The sequence below is a fragment of the Aliamphritea spongicola genome (genome assembly GCF_017051665.1).
GTDB classification, from domain to species: Bacteria; Pseudomonadota; Gammaproteobacteria; order Pseudomonadales; family Balneatricaceae; genus Amphritea; species Amphritea spongicola.
In genome coordinates this window covers 588931-610939 of sequence record NZ_JAFIDL010000001.1, presented here as the reverse complement: position 1 = coordinate 610939, position 22009 = coordinate 588931, and the positions used below count along the sequence as shown (strand labels likewise).

Below are 22009 nucleotides of genomic sequence, written 5' to 3'. Positions count from 1 at the left end.
AACACATAGCACCACTATAAACTCCGTACCCGGGTACGGAGTCAATCGCTAATAACTGTGTTTTATAGAGCCTTCAGCGGGCTGGATTGAAAGAGTCTGAATAGAGAGCCTTCAGCTGTCTGAGAAAAGAGCCCTCAGCAGTTTGAAAAGAGAGCCTTCAGCGGGCTGAGGCCCCCCTCAGCGGGCGGAATCGTCTGAAGGATCTGAAATGATATTATCGATTGCGGGACAAAAACCGGCACCCTCTGCAATATTCTGATCACAGCTGGCTACCATGCTTTCCAGGCTTTTTGCCATTACTTGTAAATCGTGCACACGGGCCTGAACATCCTGAAGACGAGCCACTGCCAGATCTCTGGTCGTCTGGCAGTTTGCGTCAGTATCAAGCGCCAGCAATGCGCGAATGTCTTTGAGGCTGAAGCCAAGCCGCTTTGCCCGGCGGATAAACAGCAAGCGGTTCAGATCACTGTGACCGTATTGCCTGTAACCTGAGGATGGCTTCACGGGCTCAGTCATAAGCCCGGTGCGCTGATAGTAACGCACCGTCTCCACTCCAACACCGGCCTGAGAAGCGAGCACACTGATGGTCATTGTTGTAACCGACATATATTCACTGCTTGAGTTTATTAACAGACAAACAGAATTATAAAAACAAACCGCTAACAAAGCCCACCAGTACTGAAGCCAGCAAGGCTAACAGCAGATACAACAGAAACACTCTGCCCCTCACCAGTGCAAATACAGGCACCGCAGCCCAGGCACTGGTGATTCCACCGGCGACCAGAAACGTCAGTGCGGCGTCATATCCCATACCGGCGTCAATCAGAATGAATACGGATTTTAGATCACAAAGACGGCCTGCCAGCCTTGCCGGTATCCACTACAGTATTACTGACCGGACAACGGCAAACACCGCTGATAGCAGCAATGACAGAAGTAATAGAGACCATCACGGCCAATAGGTCGCAGGCATAAAAAAACCGGGCACAGGCCCGGTTTATCATTTAAGGAGGTCACTCAGATCAGCGGTTGCACGTGCCGGATAAAGTCGTCCGGCTGCACCATACCGATCAGGGTCATATTTGGCTGAATGCCGCCCTGTTTGTCATAAAAGATCAGCGCCGGCGGGCCAATGACACTGTAGCGCTTATAAAGCGCTTTTGAGTCAGCATCGTTCGCAGTCACGTCAATCTTTACACTGATGAAGGATTTAAGAGACTGCTGAACGCCAGCATCAACAAAGGTGATGTTGTCCAGCTCAATACAGGAAATACACCAGTCGGCATAGAAATCCAACATCACCGGCTGGTTATTTTGCCGGGCGGTATTCAGGATCTGATCCAGCGTTTGCTCATCGGTCACCTTCACAAATTCAACCTTGGCTTCAGCGGCAACGGTGCCACCACCGGCAACCAGGCCTTTTAGTGGCTGGAACAGGCTCTGGCTACCCGCCAGGCTGCCAATCACCAGGCTGCCACCGTACACCAGAATCAGCACAGCGGTACCTTTCCAGAAACGCTGCCACTTGCTGGCTGCCTCTGCCAGAGAATCCAGTGCCTTCATGTACACTGCACTTACCAGCAGAATCACACCATAAAGGAAGATCGCAATGCCATCAGCAATTACACGATCCAGCATCCATACGGCCATCAGCAGCATCAGCACACCGAAGCCGGCTTTAACGTTCTCCATCCACATGCCGGCTTTTGGCAGCAACTTACCGGCCGAGGCCCCTACAATCAGCAACGGAACCCCCATGCCCATGCTCAGGCTGAAGAGTGCTGCGCCGCCCAGTACCGGATCACCGGTCTGGCCGATATAGATAAGTGCACCTGCCAGTGGCGCCGCCATGCACGGCCCCACAATCAGTGCCGACAGCAGCCCCATAATCACCACACCGATGATGCTGCCGCCCTGCTGGCTGTTGCTCATTTCATTCAGCTTAGTTTGCAGGCTGTTTGGCAGCTGCAGGTCATAAAAGCCAAACATAGAAAGTGACAGCAACACAAAGATGAAACTGAAGGTACCGATAATCCAGGCATTCTGGAAAGCCGCCTGCAGGTTCTCACCAAACAGACCGGCAACAATGCCCAGCACGGTATAGGTCACGGCCACAGACAGCACATACACCAGCGACAGAAAGAAGCCCCGTTTGGTACTTACCGGCTGTTGCTGACCGATAATGATGCTGGACAGAATAGGAATCATCGGGAATACACACGGCGTCAGTGCCAGTGCCAGACCGGCCACAAAGAAAGCGCCGAGGATCAGCATCAGGCTGCTTGAAGACAACAACTGAGCAAACTGATCCTGTTCACTGACAGTGCTGGTCAGCGGCTGCTGAGGAACAACCGCCTGAATAACTTTGTCCGCATTCGCCATTGCCGGATCAGTGGCTACCAGCGCAGGAATAACCGAGGCCTGTACCACAGGGATATCTTTAAGGTCGATGGTCTTCTGAACCGGCGGATAACAGATGCCACCATCCCAGCAGCCCTGATAGGACACGGTCATCTTATCGCTGACCGTGGAACCGGTGGTGCTGCTCAGTTGGTAATCCATGACGCCCTGGCTGTAATACACATACACATCGCCAAACAGCGGGTCAGCTTTAAGCTTGGCAGTGGAGTGCTCTTCGGACAGGATCTCAATGTTATCGCTGTAGGTCAGCTCAACATTGTCCCGGTACAGGTAGTAACCGTCCTTAACGATCCAGACAAGTTTAAGCTTTCCGTTCTCTTCCTGTTCGTAGTCAAAAACAAATGCTTCTTCTACATCTACCGGGCCATCACTGGCTCCGAACAGATCAGCATTATCGAACAAGCCTGCCTGAGCGGCCGGTACCGTCGAGAGAATTAAAAAGGTGCAAGCTAGCAGATAGCTGAGCCATTGCTGGATTCTTTGCAACACGGTTTTTCCTATTGTGATTTATACGGGTTGGCTTAATGGACAACCATTTTAGCGAACAGTTCTGTTTAAAGCGGATAAAACTGTTTAAAAACAGCCGTCTTTAGCTGATTCAGATCAGAAAATTTCGCTATAAACATATGCTCTGTAACACACAGCCTTACCACTACCCTGCAGGCAGGCAATTCAATCTGTAGAAGGGATTTTATTCTCTTTTACCCGCCTGACAACGTTTTATTCCGTCCAAGGTCCGGGATTCGCCGTTTGCCCCCTTAAACAGTAACAACTTATGTGATACAAAGAGTCTCCACTTATTAGTAAGTTAACAAGAGTTAAGCCAAAGCAAGGCGTGGTGGTCCAGCTGAACGACTTATAGGATCACATGAAGGAAATAAGATGTCTGATAAACGCGTAGAAAACCTCAATATCGAGAGTAATGAAGTCCTCCTGACTCCTGCCGAACTGAAAAACAAACTGCCGCTGAGCGAAACTGCTGCTGCATCTGTTATGGAAGGCCGTCAGGTTATTAAGAACATCCTTAAAGGCGAAGATAAGCGTCTTTTTGTGGTGGTTGGCCCATGTTCAATTCACGACACCAAAGCGGCTATCGAATATGGTCAGCGCCTGAAAGAACTGGCTGCCAAAGTCGAAGACACTCTTTATCTGGTTATGCGCGTCTATTTTGAAAAGCCACGGACCACTGTTGGCTGGAAAGGTCTGATCAACGATCCGCACATGAACGATTCATTCCAGATCGAAGAAGGCCTGCACATCGGCCGTGACCTGCTGCTGCAACTGGCTGAAGCCGGTTTGCCACTGGCCACTGAAGCACTGGACCCTATTTCACCGCAGTACCTGCAGGATCTGATTTCCTGGTCTGCAATCGGTGCCCGTACCACTGAATCCCAGACACACCGTGAAATGTCCAGCGGTTTGTCCGGCGCAGTTGGCTTCAAGAACGGTACTGACGGCGGCCTGACCGTTGCTATCAATGCTCTGGAATCCGTTGCGCACCCGCACAACTTCCTGGGTATTAATGAAGAAGGTCAGTGTTCTATTGTACGTACTAAAGGTAACAAGTACGGTCACGTTGTACTGCGTGGCGGTAACGGCAAGCCTAACTACGACTCTGTAAACGTTGCCCTGTGTGAGCAGGCACTGGAAAAAGCCGGCGTATCCACCAACATCATGGTTGACTGCAGCCACGCGAACTCCAACAAGGATCACAACCTGCAGCCACTGGTTATGACCGACGTGACCAACCAGATCATCGATGGCAACAAAACCATCGTGGGTCTGATGGTAGAAAGCAACCTGGGTGCCGGCAACCAGAAAATGACTGCTGATCCTGCTGACCTGCAGTACGGTGTATCCATCACTGATGCCTGCATCGACTGGGATACTACAGAAAAGACCCTGCTGGATATGCATGAAAAACTGAAGACTGTACTACCAAACCGGTAAGCAGCAAAAAAACCAGTAAAATAAAGGGCTTATATTAAGCCCTTTTTTATAGTCCGGATAAAATTACCGGCTGTTTGGAGTAGTAATACTACAGTCTATTGCTACTTTAGCCGAAAAATCCCCGCTCAGATTACCGTCCCGCTTCAATTTAAGTAGTTTTTTAACGTATAATCGCCCCCGCGTAAAAATCATTCGGTGGTGCGACACCCGCTTCGGGAGATGCGAACTCACGTCTTCGTCGTTTCCTATAATAAACCACCGTCTCTCTGTCGAAACAAAAGGGGATAAAATGACAACCAATAAACAAACGATGTACTACACCCTGACCGACGAAGCACCATCATTGGCGACCTGTTCTCTGCTCCCTATTATCAGAACATTCACCTCTGCTGCTGGCATCGATGTCAAAATCAGCGATATTTCTCTTGCTGGTCGTGTACTGTCTGCGTTCCCCGAAAACCTGAGTGAAGATCAGCAAGTAGTTGATGGCCTGGCGTTCCTGGGCAAACTGACTCAGGACCCGGATGCTAATATCATCAAGCTGCCTAACATCAGCGCATCTATCCCACAGCTGAAAGCCTGTATTGCAGAACTGCAAGGCCAGGGTTACAACATCCCTGACTACCCTGAAGCACCTGCCAACGACACTGACGCTGAAATTCAGGCACGTTACTCCAAGATTCTGGGCAGTGCTGTAAACCCAGTATTACGTGAAGGTAACTCTGACCGTCGTGCCCCTGCTGCAGTTAAAGCTTACGCACGTAAATTCCCACATTCCATGGGTAAATGGAGCAAAGCATCCCGCACCCACGCTGACTACATGCGTGGCGGTGACTTCTTCTCCAGCGAACAGTCCATCACTTCTAACGAAGCTCAGGACGTTCGTATTGAATTCGTTTCCAAAGACGGCGACGTACAGCTGAAGAAAGAACTGAGCCTGGAAAAAGGTGAAGTACTGGACAGCATGTACATGTGCTGCAAATCCCTGCGTGAATTCTTCGAACAGTCTCTGAACGATGCTAAAGAAACTAACGTTATGTGGTCTCTGCACGTTAAAGCGACCATGATGAAGGTTTCTCACCCGATCGTATTCGGTCACGCGGTAACTGTTTTCTACAAAGACCTGTTCGAGAAGCACGCTGAACTGTTTGCCAAGCTGGGTGTTAACCCGAACAACGGTCTGGGCAGCGTTTACGAAAAGATTGCCAGCCTGCCTAACTCGGTTCGTGAAGAAATCGAAGAAGACATCCAGGCATGCTACGAATCCCGCCCTGAACTGGCGATGGTTGACTCAGTTAAAGGCATTTCTAACCTGCACGTACCAAGCGACGTAATCGTTGATGCTTCTATGCCGGCAATGATCCGTAACTCCGGTAAGATGTGGGGCCCTGACGGAAAGGTTAAAGACACCAAAGCCGTTATGCCTGAAAGCACCTATGCCCGTATCTATCAGGAAATGATCAACTTCTGTAAGACCAACGGCGCATTCGATCCGACGACTATGGGTACTGTACCTAACGTGGGTCTGATGGCTAAGAAAGCTGAAGAATACGGTTCTCACGACAAGACTTTTGAGATCGAGCAGGACGGCACCATGCGTGTTGTTGATGCAGACGGTAACGTACTGATGTCTCACGAAGTTGAAGTGGGCGACATCTGGCGTGCTTGCCAGACTAAAGACGAGCCGGTCCGTGACTGGGTTAAGCTGGGTGTAACCCGTGCACGTAACTCTGACACCCCTGCTGTCTTCTGGCTGGATCCTGAGCGTGCTCACGACGTACAGCTGATGGCGAAGGTAAAAGAATACCTGAAGGACCACGACACTGAAGGTCTGGACATTCGCATCATGTCTTACAACGAAGCGATCCGCTTCTCTATGGAACGTCAGCTGCGCGGTCTGGACACTATCTCCGTGACCGGTAACGTACTGCGTGACTACCTGACTGACCTGTTCCCGATCATGGAACTGGGTACATCTGCGAAAATGCTGTCCATCGTACCAATGCTGAAAGGCGGCGGTATGTATGAAACAGGCGCTGGCGGTTCTGCACCTAAGCACGTTCAGCAGGTACAGGAAGAAAACCACCTGCGCTGGGATTCCCTGGGTGAATTCATGGCGATCTCCGTGTCTCTGGAAGAACAGGGCCTGAAGGGCAATGCCCGTGCCGGTCTGCTGTCCAAGACTCTGGACGAAGCCACTATCCAGCTGCTGGAAAACAACAAGTCACCTTCCCGTAAGACCGGCGAACTGGACAACCGTGGCAGCCACTTCTACCTGGGCATGTACTGGGCACAGGCTGTTGCTAACCAGACTGAAGATGCTGAACTGGCAGCTCAGTTTAAGCAACTGGCTGAAGACCTGACCAGCGGCGAAGAAGCGATCATCGGTGAGCTGAAAGACGTACAGGGTTCTGCCCCTGAACTGGATGGCTACTACCACGCTAACCGCGACATGGTTAAGAAAGTTATGCGTCCAAGCGCAACCCTTAATGCTGCGCTGGCCCGTGCTAACGGCTAAAACAACAGTTGTGTTCGCATAAAAGCGAACAGCAATAACTGATAATACCCCGCCTCTGTGCGGGGTATTTTTTTGCTTGTAATTTACCGTACATAGCTTTTGCACAATGCTCAATGAACAGATCTGTTCATTCAAAATCAGGTTATGATTATTTTTACAATTTAATGTTATTAATTAATAACTTAAAGCCCTTAAAAATGCTAAAACACTTACCAAATCAGGGACTTTGCCGGTTGCTGAAAATCCGCACAACGGTACTCTGAAAGCACTCTGGGGGGAGGAATTTAAATGACCGGGCTCAGCCGGTCATGTAATACAAACGCGTAATAACTACTGTCTTTATTGCGGAAGGACACCGCTTAAAGCTGTAGCTGTTTCTCTTATGGAGATAACCCGAAAATGTCCTATATCGCCAAATTCAGAGCCGCGGTAGCAGCAACCATCCTTCTAAGCTCTGGGCAGATAGCCATGGCAGATACCTCTGCTAACTCTCTTAAGGCTCAGTATCAGCGGCCCGATAATATTCCGTTTCCGGCAGATAATCTCTACAGCGCCGAAAAAGCCCAGCTTGGCAAAATGCTGTTCTTTGATCAGCGCCTCAGCAAGAACTTCAATATGACCTGTGCGACCTGTCATAACCCTTCCTTAGGCTGGGAAGACGGTGTGCCGGGCGCTTTTGGCGGACAGGGCAAATTCCTCGACCGTCACTCCCCCACTATTCTCAATATGGCCTGGAGCGACAGCTTTTTCTGGGACGGCCGCAGCCCGACACTGGAAGACCAGATCCGCGGACCGGTTGAATCCCCTAATGAAATGAACATCAGCATGGATGAGGTTGTTGAGCGCCTGAGTAAGGTAAACGGTTATCAGGAAATGTTTCAGCGGGTCTTTCCGGGCGCAGGCATTACCGGCGACGGCATCATGAAAGCCATTGCTACCTATGAGCGTACCCTGGTATCCGGCACAGCACCCTTCGACCGCTGGGTCATGGGAGATGAACAGGCGATCAGTGAGTCTGCCAAACGGGGCTTTGAGTTCTTCAATAACGGCGCCGGCTGCAGTGAGTGCCATACCGGCTGGAACTTCAGCGATAACAAATTCTATGACATTGGTCTGAGCTCTGCTGACGAAGGCCGCATAACGGTCACCGGGAACGCCGCCGACAAACATGCATTCAAAACCCCGGGCCTGCGGAACATTCAGCAACGGGCACCCTATATGCACGACGGCAGCATGAAAACCCTTGATGAGGTGATCATCCATTACATCGCTGGCGGCACACCCCGCCCCAGCCGGTCAGACAAGATGATCGTCCGGCCGATGACCCCTCAGCAGATTACAGATTTACGCAGCTTCCTTGAAAGCCTGACCGGTGAAGATCAGCCCGTCAGCCTGCCAATCTTGCCGTACTGACCGGAGACCAGACAAATGACCATTAAACATAAGTTATGGCTCGGATTTGGCCTGTTAATCAGCATCTTTAGCGGCCTGGGACTGTATCAAAGCTATCAGCTTGGCCTGCTGGGAAATACAGCCGTTGCAGCCTTTGAACATCCGCTGACTGCAGTGGATCAGAGCCGTGCCGCCTGGGATACGTTCAGAAACAGCCGGGATCTGGTTAACCGTCAGCTTGCCCGTATCGAGTTTATGGATGCCAGCGAAGCAGAAAACACCCTTAACCAGTACCAGCAAACCTTTAATCAACAACTGGAACAGGCTGTATCAGCAACATCTGCACTGATGGTTCAGGGCGAAACCGCTCAGCTGCGCCAGTGGGCTGACCAGTGGTACCGCCTGAACCTGCAGCGGATCGGCAGCGCCCAGCAATACCAGCTAACCGATCAGCGCATCCTTAACCAGCTGGATATGCAACTGGGGGATGAACTGCTGAAACTGGTGGAAAGCAGCCTCTATGCTGCCAACGAACATAAGCAACAAACCATTGCCCATACCCGTCAGGTGCAAAACATTAACAACATCATTCTCGGCCTGACAAGTCTGACCGGGATTATCCTTGCCCTGCTGATTGCCCGCAGCCTGACCCTGCCATTAGGTGAACTGCTCAGCGCGGTTAAAAATCTGGCCCATGGCAAGGGTGACCTGACCCGCCGGCTTGGTTTCAAGCGTAAAGATGAAATAGGCCAGCTTGCCGGTGAGGTGGACATTTTTATTGCCCGCATCCATCAACTGGTGAGCGAAACCCGTGACTCCGTTGAACAGGCCAGCCACACCCTGTCTGAAGTGGGTAACCTCACCGCAGAAACCAGCGAAGGCGTGAAGCAGCAGAAAAATCATCTGATCGAAACCGCAGACATCGTTGAACAGATGCATCAGACCGTTGAACTGGTCGCCGATCATTCGTTCGATGCCAAAGAACAGGCCGTGCGGATTAACACCGACACCCGCTCCAGCCTGACACTGGTTGAAGACTCCGCCGGTAGCATTGGCCAACTGGCTCAGGAAGTTGCCAATGCCAGCCAGAGCACCCGAGAACTGGAAAGCGCCAGCGAATCCATCAGCGAACTGCTGACGGTGATTGAAGTGATCGCGGATCAGACTAACCTGCTGGCACTGAACGCTGCGATAGAAGCGGCCCGTGCCGGTGAAGCTGGCCGGGGTTTTGCGGTGGTTGCCGATGAAGTACGTTCACTGGCACTGAAAACCCGCCAGTCCACTGAGAATATTCAGCAAACCGTCTGCAATATTCAGCAAGGGGTGAAGAACACCCGTACCGTGATGGATCAGGGCCAGCAGCTGGCACTGGAATGTGTCAGTAAGAGCCAGGCGGTTAGCGACGCCCTGCAAAGCATGGCAGAAAATGCAGCTGCGATTGAATCCATTAATCTGGGTATTTCCAGTGAAACGGAGCAGCAACGTACCAGCATGCAGGAAATCAACAGCCACATGAGCAATGTCAGTACTGTTGCTGACCAAACTGAAGGCGTAACCCATAGCCTGCAGGACGGCCGCAAAGCGTTAGAAGAAGCCCTTTCTAAAGTGTCCGGCAATATGGCGCAATTCAAACTCTGATAACGCCACTATTCAACGAATGGGCTTAATAAGCTCAACAGCCATAAAAAAACCCCGCTTATGCGGGGTTTGTTTTTATTAAAGCGTTACCACTCAGGTCAGTACCGACCGTGGACCCGGAATAGCATTGGGTGGCGGCGCCATGGCACTCATTCGCCGCTCATGGGTTTCCTGCGCCAGAGCGGACACTGCCACAAACAGATCACTGTCATCATCAAAGCCCCAGGCATGCATCTGTACCAACATCTGATTGACAACGGTGTCATATTCAAAATGCACATCCCCCAGGCCGCCCATGCCATTTTTACCGTAGTTAATTCGCTCCAGAATCCAGCGTTTCTTGCGCTCTGCTTCGGTTTGTAAGCGCCGGGTGTTTTCGGTGCCCGGTTTCCAGGTACGCAGGGTTTTTGCCACCCGCCCCTGATACTGCATTTCATGGGCCAGGGATTGCTGATCGTTCATCTGCGCAACACTAGTCGGCGTGGCTTTAAGCTGACGCTTCTGCTCACGGGTCATAAACTTGTTTTCTGTATCCTCGTAGTCTTCCACCTCAGCAATGGCTTTCAGGCGGGTCAGATTCCCTTCCAGAATAAGTTTATAGTCCTGCCGGTACCAGGCCTTACGGCGGGCCATGATACTTTCCGCGACCAACGAAACCGTATGGGCAGGCGCACCGGGCATCGCCCCCTTGCCGAAGGTCATCACCGCAGTGTTCGGGCCACTGGGGGCATAATTAACCGTTTCAGACTTATAGCACTGAATACAGCGGGCATGGGTCAGCTCATGGACAAAACTGGGCAGGTCATCCTTAAACGTCACATGTGCTCCTACCAGTTCATGCCCACTGTCTTCTGAATAGCCGGCATAGCCTTCTGCCGAATAGACCGGCACCGTGTTCGGGTTATTGGCGGCAGTGAAAGTTACCGAATAAGCAGTGCTGTTTGCCATGCCATAAAGCTCATCCATGACTCTGTACAAAGCACTGCGCAGGGGTACAGCCTGTTTAATCCGGTCCATTCTCTGAAGCAGTGCCTGGGCAGTCATAGTATCTCCGTTATGTTTGGCGTGTCCGATCAGTTATAAGCAATTGAAAGTCCGGCATTTTAAGGCGACACACAGTAAATTCATACAGCTGTATTAATTTTATCTGTCTGTCACAGATCAAAGACTCCGGATCCACGACGCCACACCGATATATTTATCATGCACAGTGCAATACAATACCCGTCGCCTGATGAACGGGCGTTTTGGTGACTTTTCCGGAGATTCATAGCTGTATGCTGGACAACATTCGTATCGTACTGATCAACACTTTCCACCCGGGCAATATCGGGGCAGCTGCCCGTGCCATGAAGAACATGGGCCTGAGCCAGCTGTATCTGGTGGAACCCCGTATCTACCCGAGTGAAGAAGCAGATTCCCGTGCCGCAGGCGCTAAAGACGTACTTGATCAGGCCACCGTGGTCGATACCCTCGAAGAAGCTATTTCTGACTGCCAGCTGGTTATCGGCACCAGTGCCCGTAACCGCTCATTTGATCTGCCAATCTTTGATGCCCGCACCTGCGGTGAAAAAGTTGTATCAGAAGCGGCTAACGGAAAAGTCGCCATCATCTTCGGCCGTGAAACCATGGGCCTGCACAATCACGAACTGGAACAGTGTAATTATCACGTCTACATTCCGGCCAATCCGGACTACCCGGTACTGAATGTCTCTGCCGCTATTCAGCTGGTGTGCTATGAAATCTGGCAGGCCAGCCAGCAGGACAAGAAAGAAGAAGCCCCTGCCGAATATCCGCTGCATAAAGAAATGCAGCTGTTTTACGAACATCTGGAATCAGCCCTGCGCAAAACCCGCTTCATCATTCCTCAGCATGAAGGCAAGGTTATGAAAAAGCTGATCCGCTATTTTAACCGCAGCCGTCCGGAACAGATTGAACTGAACATGCTACGGGGCATTTTACGTTCGGTGGATGAAACCGCTGCCCGTGCCGAGCAAACTCTCCCCACCGACAACACCCCGGCCGAAAGCAGCCATCAACAAAACAATCAGGACAACGGAGCAAAGTCATGAGCCAGTCCCCTTTTGGTGATATTTCCATCGAAACCTTTCTTGCCGAATACTGGCAAAAGAAGCCTCTGCTGGTCCGTGGAGCATACAAAGACTTTGTGCAGCCGGTAGACGCCGACGAACTGGCAGGCCTGGCCTGCGAAGAAGACGTTGAATCAAGACTGGTGATTACCGCCCCGGATAACGATTCATGGGAACTGAAACATGGTCCCTTTAATGAAGAGATGTTTTCAGAACTACCGGACAGCCACTGGACCCTGCTGGTTCAGGCCGTCGACAATTGGGTACCGGAAGCTTCAGACCTCGTAGAACAGTTCCGTTTTATCCCTAACTGGCGCTACGACGACCTGATGGTGAGCTTTGCCAGTGAAGGCGGCGGTGTTGGCCCCCACTACGACAACTACGACGTATTCCTGATCCAGACACAGGGTGAACGGCGCTGGGAAGTGGGCGGACATTTCGATCAGCACTCTCCCCGCCGGGACGATACTCCGGTAATGATCATCCCTGACTGGCACCCGGAACAGACCTGGGTACTGGAGCCAGGCGATATGCTCTACGTGCCGCCACAGGTTGGCCACAACGGCGTAGCGGTTACCGATGATTGCATGACTTACTCCGTGGGTTTCCGCGCACCGTCGCAGGCAGAAATCCTCCGCGGCTTTACGGATTATGTCGGTGAGCAGCTGACCTCAGAATCCCGCTATGCAGATCCTGAACTGACCGTACAGGAACACCCCGGTGAAATTACCCCGCAAGCACTGGAAAAGGTACGCAACATCTTCAGTGCATTCCTGAACGATGAGCAAAAACTGGCCACCTGGTTTGGCGAGTACGTCACGGATCCTAAATACCCGGAACTGGACCACAGCCCGGAAGACAAAATCGATAGCCAGCAGCTGGCCGATGCCCTCGCCCAGAGCGAACTGGCATTCGTGCGTAACGAAGGCAGCCGGGTATCTTTCACTGAACAGAGTAACGGTGAAGTACTGCTGTTTATTGATGGTCAGACATATCCATGTCATGGCGGCTGCATTCAACTGGCTAAACTGCTGTGCCAAACCCCGAACCTGATCATCAATCAGGGTAAGTGGTCTGATGATCAGCTTGATTTACTGGTGAGCCTCTATAACCGGGGCAGCATTTATCTGGCTGAATAGCCTTTGTAGTTATACTTTTTTATAAGTACCCGATGTTAAAGCCTGCCTTCGTGCAGGCTTTTTTGTGTCAGCAGCACAGTTGTCAACAATCAGTGTTTTTAAGCGCGAAAAACCATAAAAACACACCAGGATTGTCGACAATATTGATATTTAAATTACCACCAAATACAAGATAATGGATTTTTAGACATTAAATCGCCTAAAAACAGTCTATTTGCACTTCAAAACTCAGTTTTGATTAAAAATCGTTTTTTATCTCTGTCGACAGTTAACAGGTTTTTCCAAAAATGTAGTGAGAAAACGCTTATAAAATTTTGGAATTAAAAGCCTGCTTTATATTCTTGTAATAACAGATAAAAATCACCGGATTTCTATTACACCAAAGTCGGTGATCAAAATATAACCGGCACTGAAGCCCTGATTAAACGTGCCTTTTCTGTTTTTTTATACCGCAAACGCTCTGTAGTTTTTTTACCGGGCAGTGTAAATCACTGTTTGTAGTATATTTACAGCTATATTGCTCTGCACAAAAATCCTTTGACCAGGCCCACTCTCCTCCCCCATAGTGGCGTCCTGAATCGAGTGCTAGTCAACGTTTCACCGGTGTTACATGAGAGGCTGTGACATCGGTGGAACGGGGACTTATTTCAAACTTTAGCGATAAAAATAGAAGGTTTGGTCATGTCTACATATCAAGAAAACATTCAAGCAGTTGCTGCTGCGAAAGAAGTAGCTGGTAGCCCTTGGGATGCTATCAACCCGGAATCAGCAGCGCGTATGCGTGCACAGAACAAATTTAAGACTGGCCTGGACGTTGCTAAATATACTGCGGCTATCATGCGTCGCGACATGGCTGAGTTCGACAAAGACAAGACCAAGTACACTCAGTCTCTGGGCTGCTGGCACGGTTTCGTAGGTCAGCAGAAGCTGATCTCTATCAAGAAGCACTTCGGCAGCACTGAGCGCCGTTACCTGTACCTGTCTGGCTGGATGGTTGCAGCGCTGCGTTCTGAGTTCGGCCCTCTGCCGGATCAGTCTATGCACGAGAAGACTTCTGTAGCGAGCCTGGTTAAAGAACTGTACACCTTCCTGCGTCAGGCTGATGCACGTGAACTGGGTGGTCTGTTCCGTGAACTGGACAAAGCACGTGAAGCTGGCGATGCAGCGAAAGAAGCTGAAGTACAGGCTGCTATCGACAACCACGAAACTCACGTTGTACCTATCGTTGCAGACATCGATGCCGGTTTCGGTAACGCTGAAGCAACTTACCTGATGGCTAAGCAGATGATCGAAGCCGGTGCTTGCTGTCTGCAGATCGAAAACCAGGTTGCTGATGAGAAGCAGTGTGGTCACCAGGACGGTAAAGTAACCGTACCTCACGCTGACTTCCACGCTAAACTGCGCGCTGTTCGCTACGCGTTCCTGGAACTGGGTATCGATGACGGTGTTATCGTTGCACGTACCGACTCTGAAGGTGCTGGCCTGACTAAAGAAATCGCTGTTGTTAAAGAGCCAGGCGACCAGGGTGACATCTACAACTCTTACCTGGACGTTGAAGAAGTTGCACCAGAAGATACTGCTGAAGGCGACGTACTGATCAGCCGTAACGGCAAGCTGGTTCGTCCTAAGCGTCTGGCTTCCGGTCTGTACCAGTTCCGTCAGGGTACTGGCCACGAGCGTTGCGTATTCGACTGTGTTGAAGCAATCAACGCCGGTGCTGACCTGCTGTGGATCGAAACTGCAGTACCTACAGTTCACGAAATCAAGGGCATGATGGACGAAGTTCGTAAAGTTCACCCGGATGCGAAGCTGGTGTACAACAACTCACCTTCTTTCAACTGGACACTGAACTTCCGCCAGCAGACTTACGATGCATGGGCTGCTGAAGGTAAGGACGTTTCTGCTTACGACCGTTCTAACCTGATGTCTGCTGACTACGACGATTCTGAACTGTCTGCAGCGGCTGATGCACGCATCAAGACTTTCCAGGCGGATACTGCTCGTGAAGCGAACGTATTCCACCACCTGATCACTCTGCCGACTTACCACACAACTGCCCTTTCAGTTGATAACCTGGCGAAAGAGTACTTCGGTGATGCGGGTATGCTGGGCTACGTTGCTGGCGTACAGCGTAAAGAAATCCGTCAGGGTATCGCTTGCGTTAAGCACCAGAACATGGCCGGTTCCGACATGGGCGATGATCACAAAGAGTACTACGCTGGTGAGAACGCTCTGAAAGCCGGTGGTGCTAAAAACACTTCTAACCAGTTCAGCTAAGATCTGCTTAGAAAGCCCTGACCAGAGTTACTCTTTCAGGGCAACGTCCATCTTCGGATGAACAGGCGGCACCCTTCCCCGGGGTGCCGCCTTTTTTTTCGGCCGGTTAGCCAATCGCTAACAGAAACAGACCGCATTTTACGGTAAGATTCCAGGCTGCTTTTTACTGCAACTGATTAAGTGATTTCGAATATGACTGATACACCAGCCTTCCTTAAAGATGCACAGGACTTGTTAACCGAACAGGGATTTACCGCCAGCAACACCTGGTACCACGGCACATCATCAGCACTGGTTGATTCCATCAGACAGCAGGGCCTGAAACGTTCCGGTGATAAAGCACTTAAAGCCGCCGCTAAGCAGACCATGGCCACCATCGGTAACAGCTATACAGAATCCGTTGAACCAGTATTTTTAACCCAGAGTAAAGAACTGGCGTTCTACTGGGCTCAGCAAACCGTCAGAAACCGCAGCGTACGCATTGAAGGTGACGAGCTGCCGGTGGTTTTCAGCGTTAATTTCAGCGATGAACTGAACGCCAAAGTACGCCCGGATGTTGGCGCAGCCAGCCTGCTGCTGGTAGAAGAAGGCGAACAATTCATGGCATTCTTGGCTGCTGTTTATGAAGCGAACAACCTCAGCGCGCCGGAAATTGACCTGATGAGTGCCGACCGTATGGAGTACCTGAACAAGCTGGGTATGGCTTATTACGATGCGGATATTGATACAGCCAGTATCGCACTTATCACCGAATAACATGCCACTGGCATGACCGTATTCAGGGTGAACCGGGTAGGCGGCACACCCTGAACAAGGGCAGATTATATCTGCCCTTTTTTATTTCCTCCTACCACAAAACTCTCGAAAATCTGCCCGCGCTACCATTTACCCATTACGGTGAAATTGTTCTGTAAATCGCTGATCTTATTAAATATTCCTTCCTATACTCAAACGAGTGCATATCAATAAGGGAATATTCTATGAAAAACATCTGTGCAGTACTGTCACTGCTATTCTCAGTGACACTTCTATCAGGTTGTCAGGGCAATGCTGTTAAAGGCTCAGGCTTTCTTGGTAACTATGACGGCTTTGAAGACCGCAGCTGGAGCGACGGTGCCAAGGTTTATCTACCCCCTGGCAGCGAACTGAATACGCTGAAGAAGTACGACAAAATCATGCTTCTGCCCATTGAAGTCTGGTACTCACAAAACGCCGAATACAAAGGCATCAACCCCGAAGAACTCGCCTATATCACCTCCCGCCTTGAAGAAAAGTTCAGGGCTGAATTTGAGCCACAATATCCGGTTGTCGATGTTGCCGCTGAAGACGTGCTGGTCGTACGCATGGCACTTACTGGCCTGCAGAAAAAATCCCCTGAGCGCGGCGCGCTTGGCTACATCCCGATTGCCCTGCTGATCAGTGCCGGTCAGAACCTGGCCAACAGTATTCAGGATCAGGAAGAAATCTTTTATGAAGCCAGCCTGGAGGCGGAAGGTTATGACGCCGTTACCGGTGACCGTCTTATTGCCATGGTAGATCAGCGCAGCAGCGATGAAACCACGGTTAATACCGGCGCCTCAGATATTAAGTCTCTGGATGAGACACTCGACTACTGGGTGAAACGTTTCCGCAGAAACTGGGATCTGGCCCATCAGTAACAGAGCCATTCAGCAAGGAGAGTAATATGTTTCTGGATTATGCCGCTTTATTTCTGATCTTTTTTGTAGGCATTTTTGTGTTCTATGCGGTGATTGTGATTCACGACATCCCCTATGAGATCGCTGTTCACCGCAATCATCCCCATCAGGATGCCATCCATGTGGCTGGCTGGATCAGCCTGTTCACGCTGCATGTTCTGTGGCCCTTCCTCTGGATCTGGTCAACCCTGTACCGCGAAGACCGCGGCTGGGGATTTAAGCACGGCCACACTGAAGGACAAACAGCGGAGCATGCGGATCTGGCCAGCGTGCAGCAACAGCTGACCGACCTTCAGCAACAGCTTAGCCAGCTTAAAGACCAACAGGAGCGCTGAATATGGATCTGCTGATTATCCTGATCTACGCAGGGTTTTGTGTGCTTATTTTTAAGCTGTTCAAAATCCCGCTGAATAAATGGAGTGTACCCACCGCAATCCTCGGTGGCATCGCCCTGTTAGGTACTATGATTTTACTGATGAACTTTAATCATCCCTATGCAAAATTCAGTAAAGAAATATACGCCGTTGTACCTATCGTGCCGCCGGTTAAAGGCATCGTTCAGACCGTAGAAGTAACGCCCAATACACCTATAAAGAAAGATGACATCCTGTTTACCGTCGACCCGAAGCCCTATCAGCTGAAAGTCAGTGAACTGGAAGCGTCGCTGGTTGAAGCCCGGCAGGACGCCCGTCAGTTAGGTGCGCAGATAGAGTTTGCCAAAGCCAAGGTCGAACAGGCACTGGCAGAACGGGACCGTACCCGCACGGCCTATAACCGTTACCGCAAAGGCAGTAAAAACAATGCCGCCGCATTCGCCCGCCAAACCGTAGACGACAGCCGGCAAATGTACCTCGCTGCGCAAGCCAGTGCGGATGCTGCAGAAGCGGATCTGCAACGGGTTACCCTCGCCTATGAGTCAAATATTAACGGCGTGAATACAGCGGTGATTGAGCTGGAGAACAAGCTTGAAGCCGCCCGCTACGACCTGGAACGCACCGTTGTCAGAGCCCCTTCCGACGGCATTGCCACCCAGATAGCCCTGAAGCCTGGCGTCATGGCGGTTCCCCTGCCGCTGAGACCGGCAATGGTCTTTATTCCTGATCAGGACCGGGTATTCGCCGGCAGTTTCTGGCAAAACTCACTGAGCATGATGAAGCCCGGATTTGAAACAGAAATGATTCTGGACGCTGTCCCCGGACATGTGTTTAAAGGGGAAGTTATCAGCGTCCTGCCGGCAATGAGTGAAGGCCAGTATCAGGCTTCCGGTGAGTTGTTGTCTGCCAACCAAATCAGCCGTCACGGCCGGGCAATTGCGCTGATGAAAGTCAGTGAGGAAGACCTGAACAAATACAACCTGCCCCTTGGTGTACAGGGAAAAATGGTTATCTATTCGGATCAGTTCACCCATGTCGCGGTGATGCGCAAAGTACTGTTGCGTATGCTTGGCTGGCTGAACTACGTCTTCCCGGTTAAATAATCCTTTCTGACACCCATAAAAAACGGCGCCCGGAACTCCATGTTCCGGGCGCCGCAGTCGCTTCCCTTCTTACGTCCCCGTGCAGTCCCCGCATCCCTGCCTGTTGCAGCGGAAATCTCTCCACGACGTATGCGCTGTATAGTACCGGTTTTACCCTGTGGGAACAGTGTGACAATTTTCACATTGGCAGCACGAAATAAATGTGAAACAGGTATGCAGAAAGTCGGCTTACAGCAGGTCCAGAATCCGGTGAAGCCCGACAATGTAAGCCAACTCCGAAACGTTCTTAACACCCAGCTTACGGAACAGCACCGTACGTACATTCCCGGCGTAACTGGGGCTGATACCTGCCACGGCTTCAATAGACTTGAGTGGCAGACCGCTGGCCAGAAACCGTAATACGGTTCTTTCAGTACTGTTTAGCTGCTGCAACAGAGGAAGATATAGCTGCGCCTGAAACTCAGGACTTGCATAGACCCGGTCATGAAACAGCCGCAGAATGGTTTTAAGCAGCCCCAGCCGCTCATCCAGCAATTGGCTGAAGGTTTCATTATTATCATCACTGACGACACTGCAGCCCGCCATATGATGATCGTTTTTCAGCAACGGCACCGACAAACCATGGGTCATGCCGTAATCATAACGGGCCACATCAATGACTTCCTGCTCATCTGCAGACAACCGTCCGGCACCGGCTTCCCGCCACCAGTTCACGGCCTGAAGATCATCATCCATGATCCGTTTGATGGTGAAATCCTGACTGGCAAAATCCGCTTCCTGATAATGGCTAAGAAACGCGTCACTGAACCCGTCAGAACGGAAAAAAAGCGGACCACGGGCTTCCAGGGGCGCTACGCCGGTAGCAATAGAGGTGTAAACCAGCCCGGAAAACCCGAGAGTTTCACTGGTTTTAGCCAGCAAATCAAAACAGGCCTGTACATCACTGGCGGATTCCAGTCCCAGGACGAAATCCGCCAGCAAAAGCTTTAACTGAGGAGAGGTTCCGGTGTTATCCATTAACGATCTGCCAACAGGGCTTCATAACACCGGAACAGTTACCGCTTCGTTCAGCGGCAAAAACTCAGTTCCGCAACCGCCGCAGTAATCACCGGCATGCCGCTGAACTGAGAAGCGTGCTTGATCAGCAGATCAGCAATATCAAGGCACATTGTCTGCGCTTCGGCACGGGCAACTTCATCTTCGATCTGCTCAACATCCGCCACATGGGCAACACCCAGTGTCCGCCGGGTCATTTCCACACCGGCAAACCCAAGGCTGTCAGTAAGCAGTTCAGCCAGCCAGGCATCAACTATGGCCTCACCCTGCAAACAGGGATCCTGGGTATGGTCAGCCGCCAGGCTGCGGAAGTTTTCCGTGAGGCTCTGCCACAGGGTATTCAGATCAGTGAGCAGTGCTTGCTGATAAGCATGACGCTCAGCAGGATCACCGGCAGCGCGGGCCTGCCCTGCCAGATTCAGCAGATAGTTTGCCACCAATACCCCAAGGTCAAAGCCCGCCGGACCCACAAAGGCGAACTCCGGATCAATGACTTTCACCTTGTTTTCCGCCGACGGATCAACAAACACCGAACCGGTATGCAGGTCACCGTGCAGCAGAACCTGTGACTGATTCTGGAACTTCATTTTCAGGCGGGCAACGGCCTGTTTCAATTCATCATCCTGCCACCACTGCGCGGCACGAGTAGCCAGCGGCGGATTCACGTTATTGCGTTCGTGGTCGCAGAACGGGTCCCAGAAATACACTTCTTCACTGATCTGGCATAAATCCGGATTAATGAATTCCTGCACCATGGTCTTTTTGGCACTGCTGCTCAGATAAAAGTCCGATGAGTAAAACAGATTACGGGCCAGCAGTACGCCCAGCTCCTCGGCAACACCCGGCAGCGGTCGCCGTCCAATCAGTGCTTCACGCATGTTCTGATAATGGCCGATATCCGCCATGATGATTGCACAGCTGGCGGCATCATAGTGATACACCTCCGGGACACTGCCCGGCGAAAATGCTTCACTCTGTTTTAATGCTTTGGCTTCGATGCGGATACGGTCCTGAGACAACGGCCAGGCTTCACCGATAACCCGAATGTATGGCAATGCCTGTTTAACAATAAGGCTGTTGTTGCCGTCATCCACCCGGTAGACAAAATTGATATTACCGTCACCAATCTCGGTCACCGTCAGATCAGGGCTGTTATTAAACACAGCGGTGTGGGTCTGAACAAAGTCAATGACATCCTGATCAGTGGAAAACTGCTTAAAACTCATAGTTATATGTCCGTTATTCCAAAAAAGTTACTGCATTGTTACAAATCAGTCTGAGAGATGGAACCGCTCACCCATAGATTCTGGCGCTATGCTTATGTGCTTCAATAACAGCCCCGGCAAACACCTGTTGAACCACACCATTCACATCACTAAAACCCGCTCACCATTTCAGTATAGGGTGAATGTCTCTGGCCCAGGTATGACCGGAAGTCTCATTCATATCACTGAGTGACTGCTTCACAAACTCAATAAATACCGCCACCTTTGCCGGCAGAAAACGCCGTTTCGGATAAAGCATACACACACTGAACCCTTCAGCCTCGGTGGCAGGAAACAGAGAGACCAGCCTGCCCTGCTGCAACGCTTTTCTGAGTACAAAATGCGGGGCCTGCATCAGGCCCAGTCCTGCAGCACACAAGTCCACCAGCGCCTTGCCGTCATCCACCACATAATCACTGCAGGCTTCTAAAGCCGGTGGCACCTTATCGCCACTGCCCAGTAGCATGGGCATCAGTTTACCGGTTTGCTTAAACTTAAAGCGTACCCAGGGGTGTTCCGCCAGCTGCTCTGCCCCGGATATGGGGTTTTCTTGCAGGTATTCCGGCGAAGCCACTATCAGGAAGTCCATCGGACTGAGCTTCTGCATCACCAGACGGCTGTCGGCAACAGTGCCGCTGCGAATGGAAATATCAATGCCCTGTTCGATAATGTCGACGTATTCATCAGAGAAGGTCACATGCAGCTTTATGTCCGGATACTGACGACAGAACGCCGATAACAGGGGAAGAATATTGCTGCGGCCATAAGAGACCGGCAGATTCAGCCGGAGCGTACCGGACGGCGTCTCATTGTCACTGAGCAGTTGGTTCTCACAGGTATCCAGCTCCGCCAGTACCCGCCTGACCGTTTCCAGATAGGTCCTGCCTGCTTCGGTAATCTGCAGCTTACGGGTAGACCGGTAAAACAGCTGATACTCAAGGCTTTCTTCAAGCCGGGTAATCGCCTTACTGATCGTCGAGGGATCTGTACCCAGCGCACTGGCCGCAGCCCCGAACGAACCGTGATCATGGGCGGCCAGGAACATTTTAAGCGAATTAAACTTATCCATTAATGAAGATTATTCATTAA

Annotated in this window: 18 protein-coding genes; 11 read left to right on the top strand and 7 right to left on the bottom strand. The window is 51.1% G+C overall.

Going from position 1 to position 22009, the window contains the following annotated elements; genetic code table 11:
* Positions 1–177: 177 nt before the first annotated feature.
* The 3 genes from JYB63_RS02860 to dsbD all read right to left on the bottom strand — a co-directional run bounded on the left by JYB63_RS02860 (position 178) and on the right by dsbD (position 2910).
* Positions 178–606, bottom strand: a complete 429-nt coding sequence (locus JYB63_RS02860; protein WP_205656296.1) for a MerR family transcriptional regulator — start codon at positions 604–606, stop codon at positions 178–180.
* Between the two features lie 37 nt (positions 607–643).
* Entirely contained in the window at positions 644–811 is a 168-nt protein-coding gene (locus JYB63_RS02855) for a hypothetical protein (RefSeq protein WP_205656295.1), read from the bottom strand.
* 206 nt (positions 812–1017) lie between these two features.
* Positions 1018–2910 carry a protein-disulfide reductase DsbD gene (dsbD, locus tag JYB63_RS02850; RefSeq protein WP_336510842.1) on the bottom strand — a complete coding sequence of 631 codons (1893 nt, stop codon included), beginning with the start codon at positions 2908–2910 and terminating at the stop codon, positions 1018–1020.
* A gap of 393 nt (positions 2911–3303) precedes the next feature.
* Here dsbD and JYB63_RS02845 point away from each other — a divergent pair, with 393 nt between their 5' ends.
* The 4 genes from JYB63_RS02845 (at position 3304) to JYB63_RS02830 (ending at position 9919) form a co-directional block, all read left to right on the top strand.
* Complete coding sequence (locus tag JYB63_RS02845) at positions 3304–4371, top strand: 3-deoxy-7-phosphoheptulonate synthase (protein WP_205656294.1); 1068 nt, start codon at positions 3304–3306, stop codon at positions 4369–4371.
* Between the two features lie 289 nt (positions 4372–4660).
* The gene (locus JYB63_RS02840) at positions 4661–6889 is read left to right on the top strand and encodes an NADP-dependent isocitrate dehydrogenase (protein WP_205656293.1); all 2229 of its coding nucleotides are present in this window, start codon (positions 4661–4663) and stop codon (positions 6887–6889) included.
* Between the two features lie 468 nt (positions 6890–7357).
* Positions 7358–8302 (top strand): cytochrome-c peroxidase, encoded by a 945-nt coding sequence (locus JYB63_RS02835; protein WP_205656292.1) that lies wholly within the window; start codon positions 7358–7360, stop codon positions 8300–8302.
* 15 nt (positions 8303–8317) lie between these two features.
* On the top strand, positions 8318–9919 hold the full coding sequence (locus JYB63_RS02830; RefSeq protein WP_205656291.1) for a methyl-accepting chemotaxis protein: 1602 nt from the start codon (positions 8318–8320) through the stop codon (positions 9917–9919).
* A 93-nt stretch (positions 9920–10012) separates the two neighbouring features.
* Here JYB63_RS02830 and JYB63_RS02825 read toward each other — a convergent pair whose 3' ends face one another.
* Positions 10013–10963 carry a hypothetical protein gene (locus JYB63_RS02825; protein WP_205656290.1) on the bottom strand — a complete coding sequence of 317 codons (951 nt, stop codon included), beginning with the start codon at positions 10961–10963 and terminating at the stop codon, positions 10013–10015.
* Between the two features lie 233 nt (positions 10964–11196).
* Here JYB63_RS02825 and trmJ point away from each other — a divergent pair, with 233 nt between their 5' ends.
* From trmJ to JYB63_RS02790, 7 genes are all read left to right on the top strand, one after another.
* A complete protein-coding gene (gene trmJ / locus JYB63_RS02820) occupies positions 11197–11991 on the top strand; it encodes a tRNA (cytosine(32)/uridine(32)-2'-O)-methyltransferase TrmJ (protein WP_205656289.1) in 795 nt (264 codons plus the stop codon).
* Complete coding sequence (locus JYB63_RS02815; protein ID WP_205656288.1) at positions 11988–13148, top strand: cupin domain-containing protein; 1161 nt, start codon at positions 11988–11990, stop codon at positions 13146–13148. The genes trmJ and JYB63_RS02815 overlap by 4 nt, the downstream gene beginning before the upstream one ends.
* A 681-nt stretch (positions 13149–13829) precedes the next feature.
* Positions 13830–15425 (top strand): isocitrate lyase, encoded by a 1596-nt coding sequence (locus JYB63_RS02810; RefSeq protein WP_205656287.1) that lies wholly within the window; start codon positions 13830–13832, stop codon positions 15423–15425.
* A gap of 192 nt (positions 15426–15617) precedes the next feature.
* Positions 15618–16181 carry a hypothetical protein gene (locus JYB63_RS02805; protein ID WP_205656286.1) on the top strand — a complete coding sequence of 188 codons (564 nt, stop codon included), beginning with the start codon at positions 15618–15620 and terminating at the stop codon, positions 16179–16181.
* A 224-nt stretch (positions 16182–16405) separates the two neighbouring features.
* Positions 16406–17083, top strand: a complete 678-nt coding sequence (locus JYB63_RS02800) for a DUF3313 domain-containing protein (RefSeq protein WP_205656285.1) — start codon at positions 16406–16408, stop codon at positions 17081–17083.
* A gap of 26 nt (positions 17084–17109) precedes the next feature.
* A complete protein-coding gene (locus tag JYB63_RS02795; protein ID WP_205656284.1) occupies positions 17110–17457 on the top strand; it encodes a DUF3302 domain-containing protein in 348 nt (115 codons plus the stop codon).
* Positions 17458–17459: 2 nt separating this feature from the next.
* Positions 17460–18599, top strand: a complete 1140-nt coding sequence (locus tag JYB63_RS02790) for an HlyD family secretion protein (RefSeq protein ID WP_205656283.1) — start codon at positions 17460–17462, stop codon at positions 18597–18599.
* Positions 18600–18827: 228 nt separating this feature from the next.
* On the opposite strand, the gene JYB63_RS02785 is transcribed toward JYB63_RS02790, so the two are convergent.
* The 3 genes from JYB63_RS02785 to JYB63_RS02775 form a co-directional block, all read right to left on the bottom strand.
* Positions 18828–19616, bottom strand: coding sequence for an autoinducer binding domain-containing protein (locus JYB63_RS02785; protein ID WP_205656282.1), 789 nt, complete (start codon positions 19614–19616; stop codon positions 18828–18830).
* 50 nt (positions 19617–19666) lie between these two features.
* Positions 19667–20881 (bottom strand): S-methyl-5-thioribose kinase, encoded by a 1215-nt coding sequence (gene mtnK / locus JYB63_RS02780; protein ID WP_205656281.1) that lies wholly within the window; start codon positions 20879–20881, stop codon positions 19667–19669.
* A 160-nt stretch (positions 20882–21041) separates the two neighbouring features.
* Entirely contained in the window at positions 21042–21989 is a 948-nt protein-coding gene (locus JYB63_RS02775; protein WP_205656280.1) for a LysR family transcriptional regulator, read from the bottom strand.
* Between the last annotated feature and the right edge of the window lie 20 nt (positions 21990–22009).

Excerpts from the sequence above, each read along its gene's own strand:
- JYB63_RS02835 (WP_205656292.1), top strand. The coding sequence starts at position 7,358 with ATGGCAGATACCTCTGCTAACTCTCTTAAGGCTCAGTATCAGCGGCCC.
- JYB63_RS02775 (WP_205656280.1), bottom strand. The coding sequence starts at position 21,989 with ATGGATAAGTTTAATTCGCTTAAAATGTTCCTGGCCGCCCATGATCAC.
- JYB63_RS02810 (WP_205656287.1), top strand. The coding sequence starts at position 13,830 with ATGTCTACATATCAAGAAAACATTCAAGCAGTTGCTGCTGCGAAAGAA.
- JYB63_RS02815 (WP_205656288.1), top strand. The coding sequence starts at position 11,988 with ATGAGCCAGTCCCCTTTTGGTGATATTTCCATCGAAACCTTTCTTGCC.
- trmJ (WP_205656289.1), top strand. The coding sequence starts at position 11,197 with ATGCTGGACAACATTCGTATCGTACTGATCAACACTTTCCACCCGGGC.
- JYB63_RS02795 (WP_205656284.1), top strand. The coding sequence starts at position 17,110 with ATGTTTCTGGATTATGCCGCTTTATTTCTGATCTTTTTTGTAGGCATT.
- JYB63_RS02790 (WP_205656283.1), top strand. The coding sequence starts at position 17,460 with ATGGATCTGCTGATTATCCTGATCTACGCAGGGTTTTGTGTGCTTATT.
- JYB63_RS02830 (WP_205656291.1), top strand. The coding sequence starts at position 8,318 with ATGACCATTAAACATAAGTTATGGCTCGGATTTGGCCTGTTAATCAGC.
- JYB63_RS02825 (WP_205656290.1), bottom strand. The coding sequence starts at position 10,963 with ATGACTGCCCAGGCACTGCTTCAGAGAATGGACCGGATTAAACAGGCT.
- mtnK (WP_205656281.1), bottom strand. The coding sequence starts at position 20,881 with ATGAGTTTTAAGCAGTTTTCCACTGATCAGGATGTCATTGACTTTGTT.
- JYB63_RS02800 (WP_205656285.1), top strand. The coding sequence starts at position 16,406 with ATGAAAAACATCTGTGCAGTACTGTCACTGCTATTCTCAGTGACACTT.
- JYB63_RS02840 (WP_205656293.1), top strand. The coding sequence starts at position 4,661 with ATGACAACCAATAAACAAACGATGTACTACACCCTGACCGACGAAGCA.
- JYB63_RS02855 (WP_205656295.1), bottom strand. The coding sequence starts at position 811 with ATGGGATATGACGCCGCACTGACGTTTCTGGTCGCCGGTGGAATCACC.
- JYB63_RS02845 (WP_205656294.1), top strand. The coding sequence starts at position 3,304 with ATGTCTGATAAACGCGTAGAAAACCTCAATATCGAGAGTAATGAAGTC.
- JYB63_RS02805 (WP_205656286.1), top strand. The coding sequence starts at position 15,618 with ATGACTGATACACCAGCCTTCCTTAAAGATGCACAGGACTTGTTAACC.
- JYB63_RS02860 (WP_205656296.1), bottom strand. The coding sequence starts at position 606 with ATGTCGGTTACAACAATGACCATCAGTGTGCTCGCTTCTCAGGCCGGT.
- JYB63_RS02785 (WP_205656282.1), bottom strand. The coding sequence starts at position 19,616 with ATGGATAACACCGGAACCTCTCCTCAGTTAAAGCTTTTGCTGGCGGAT.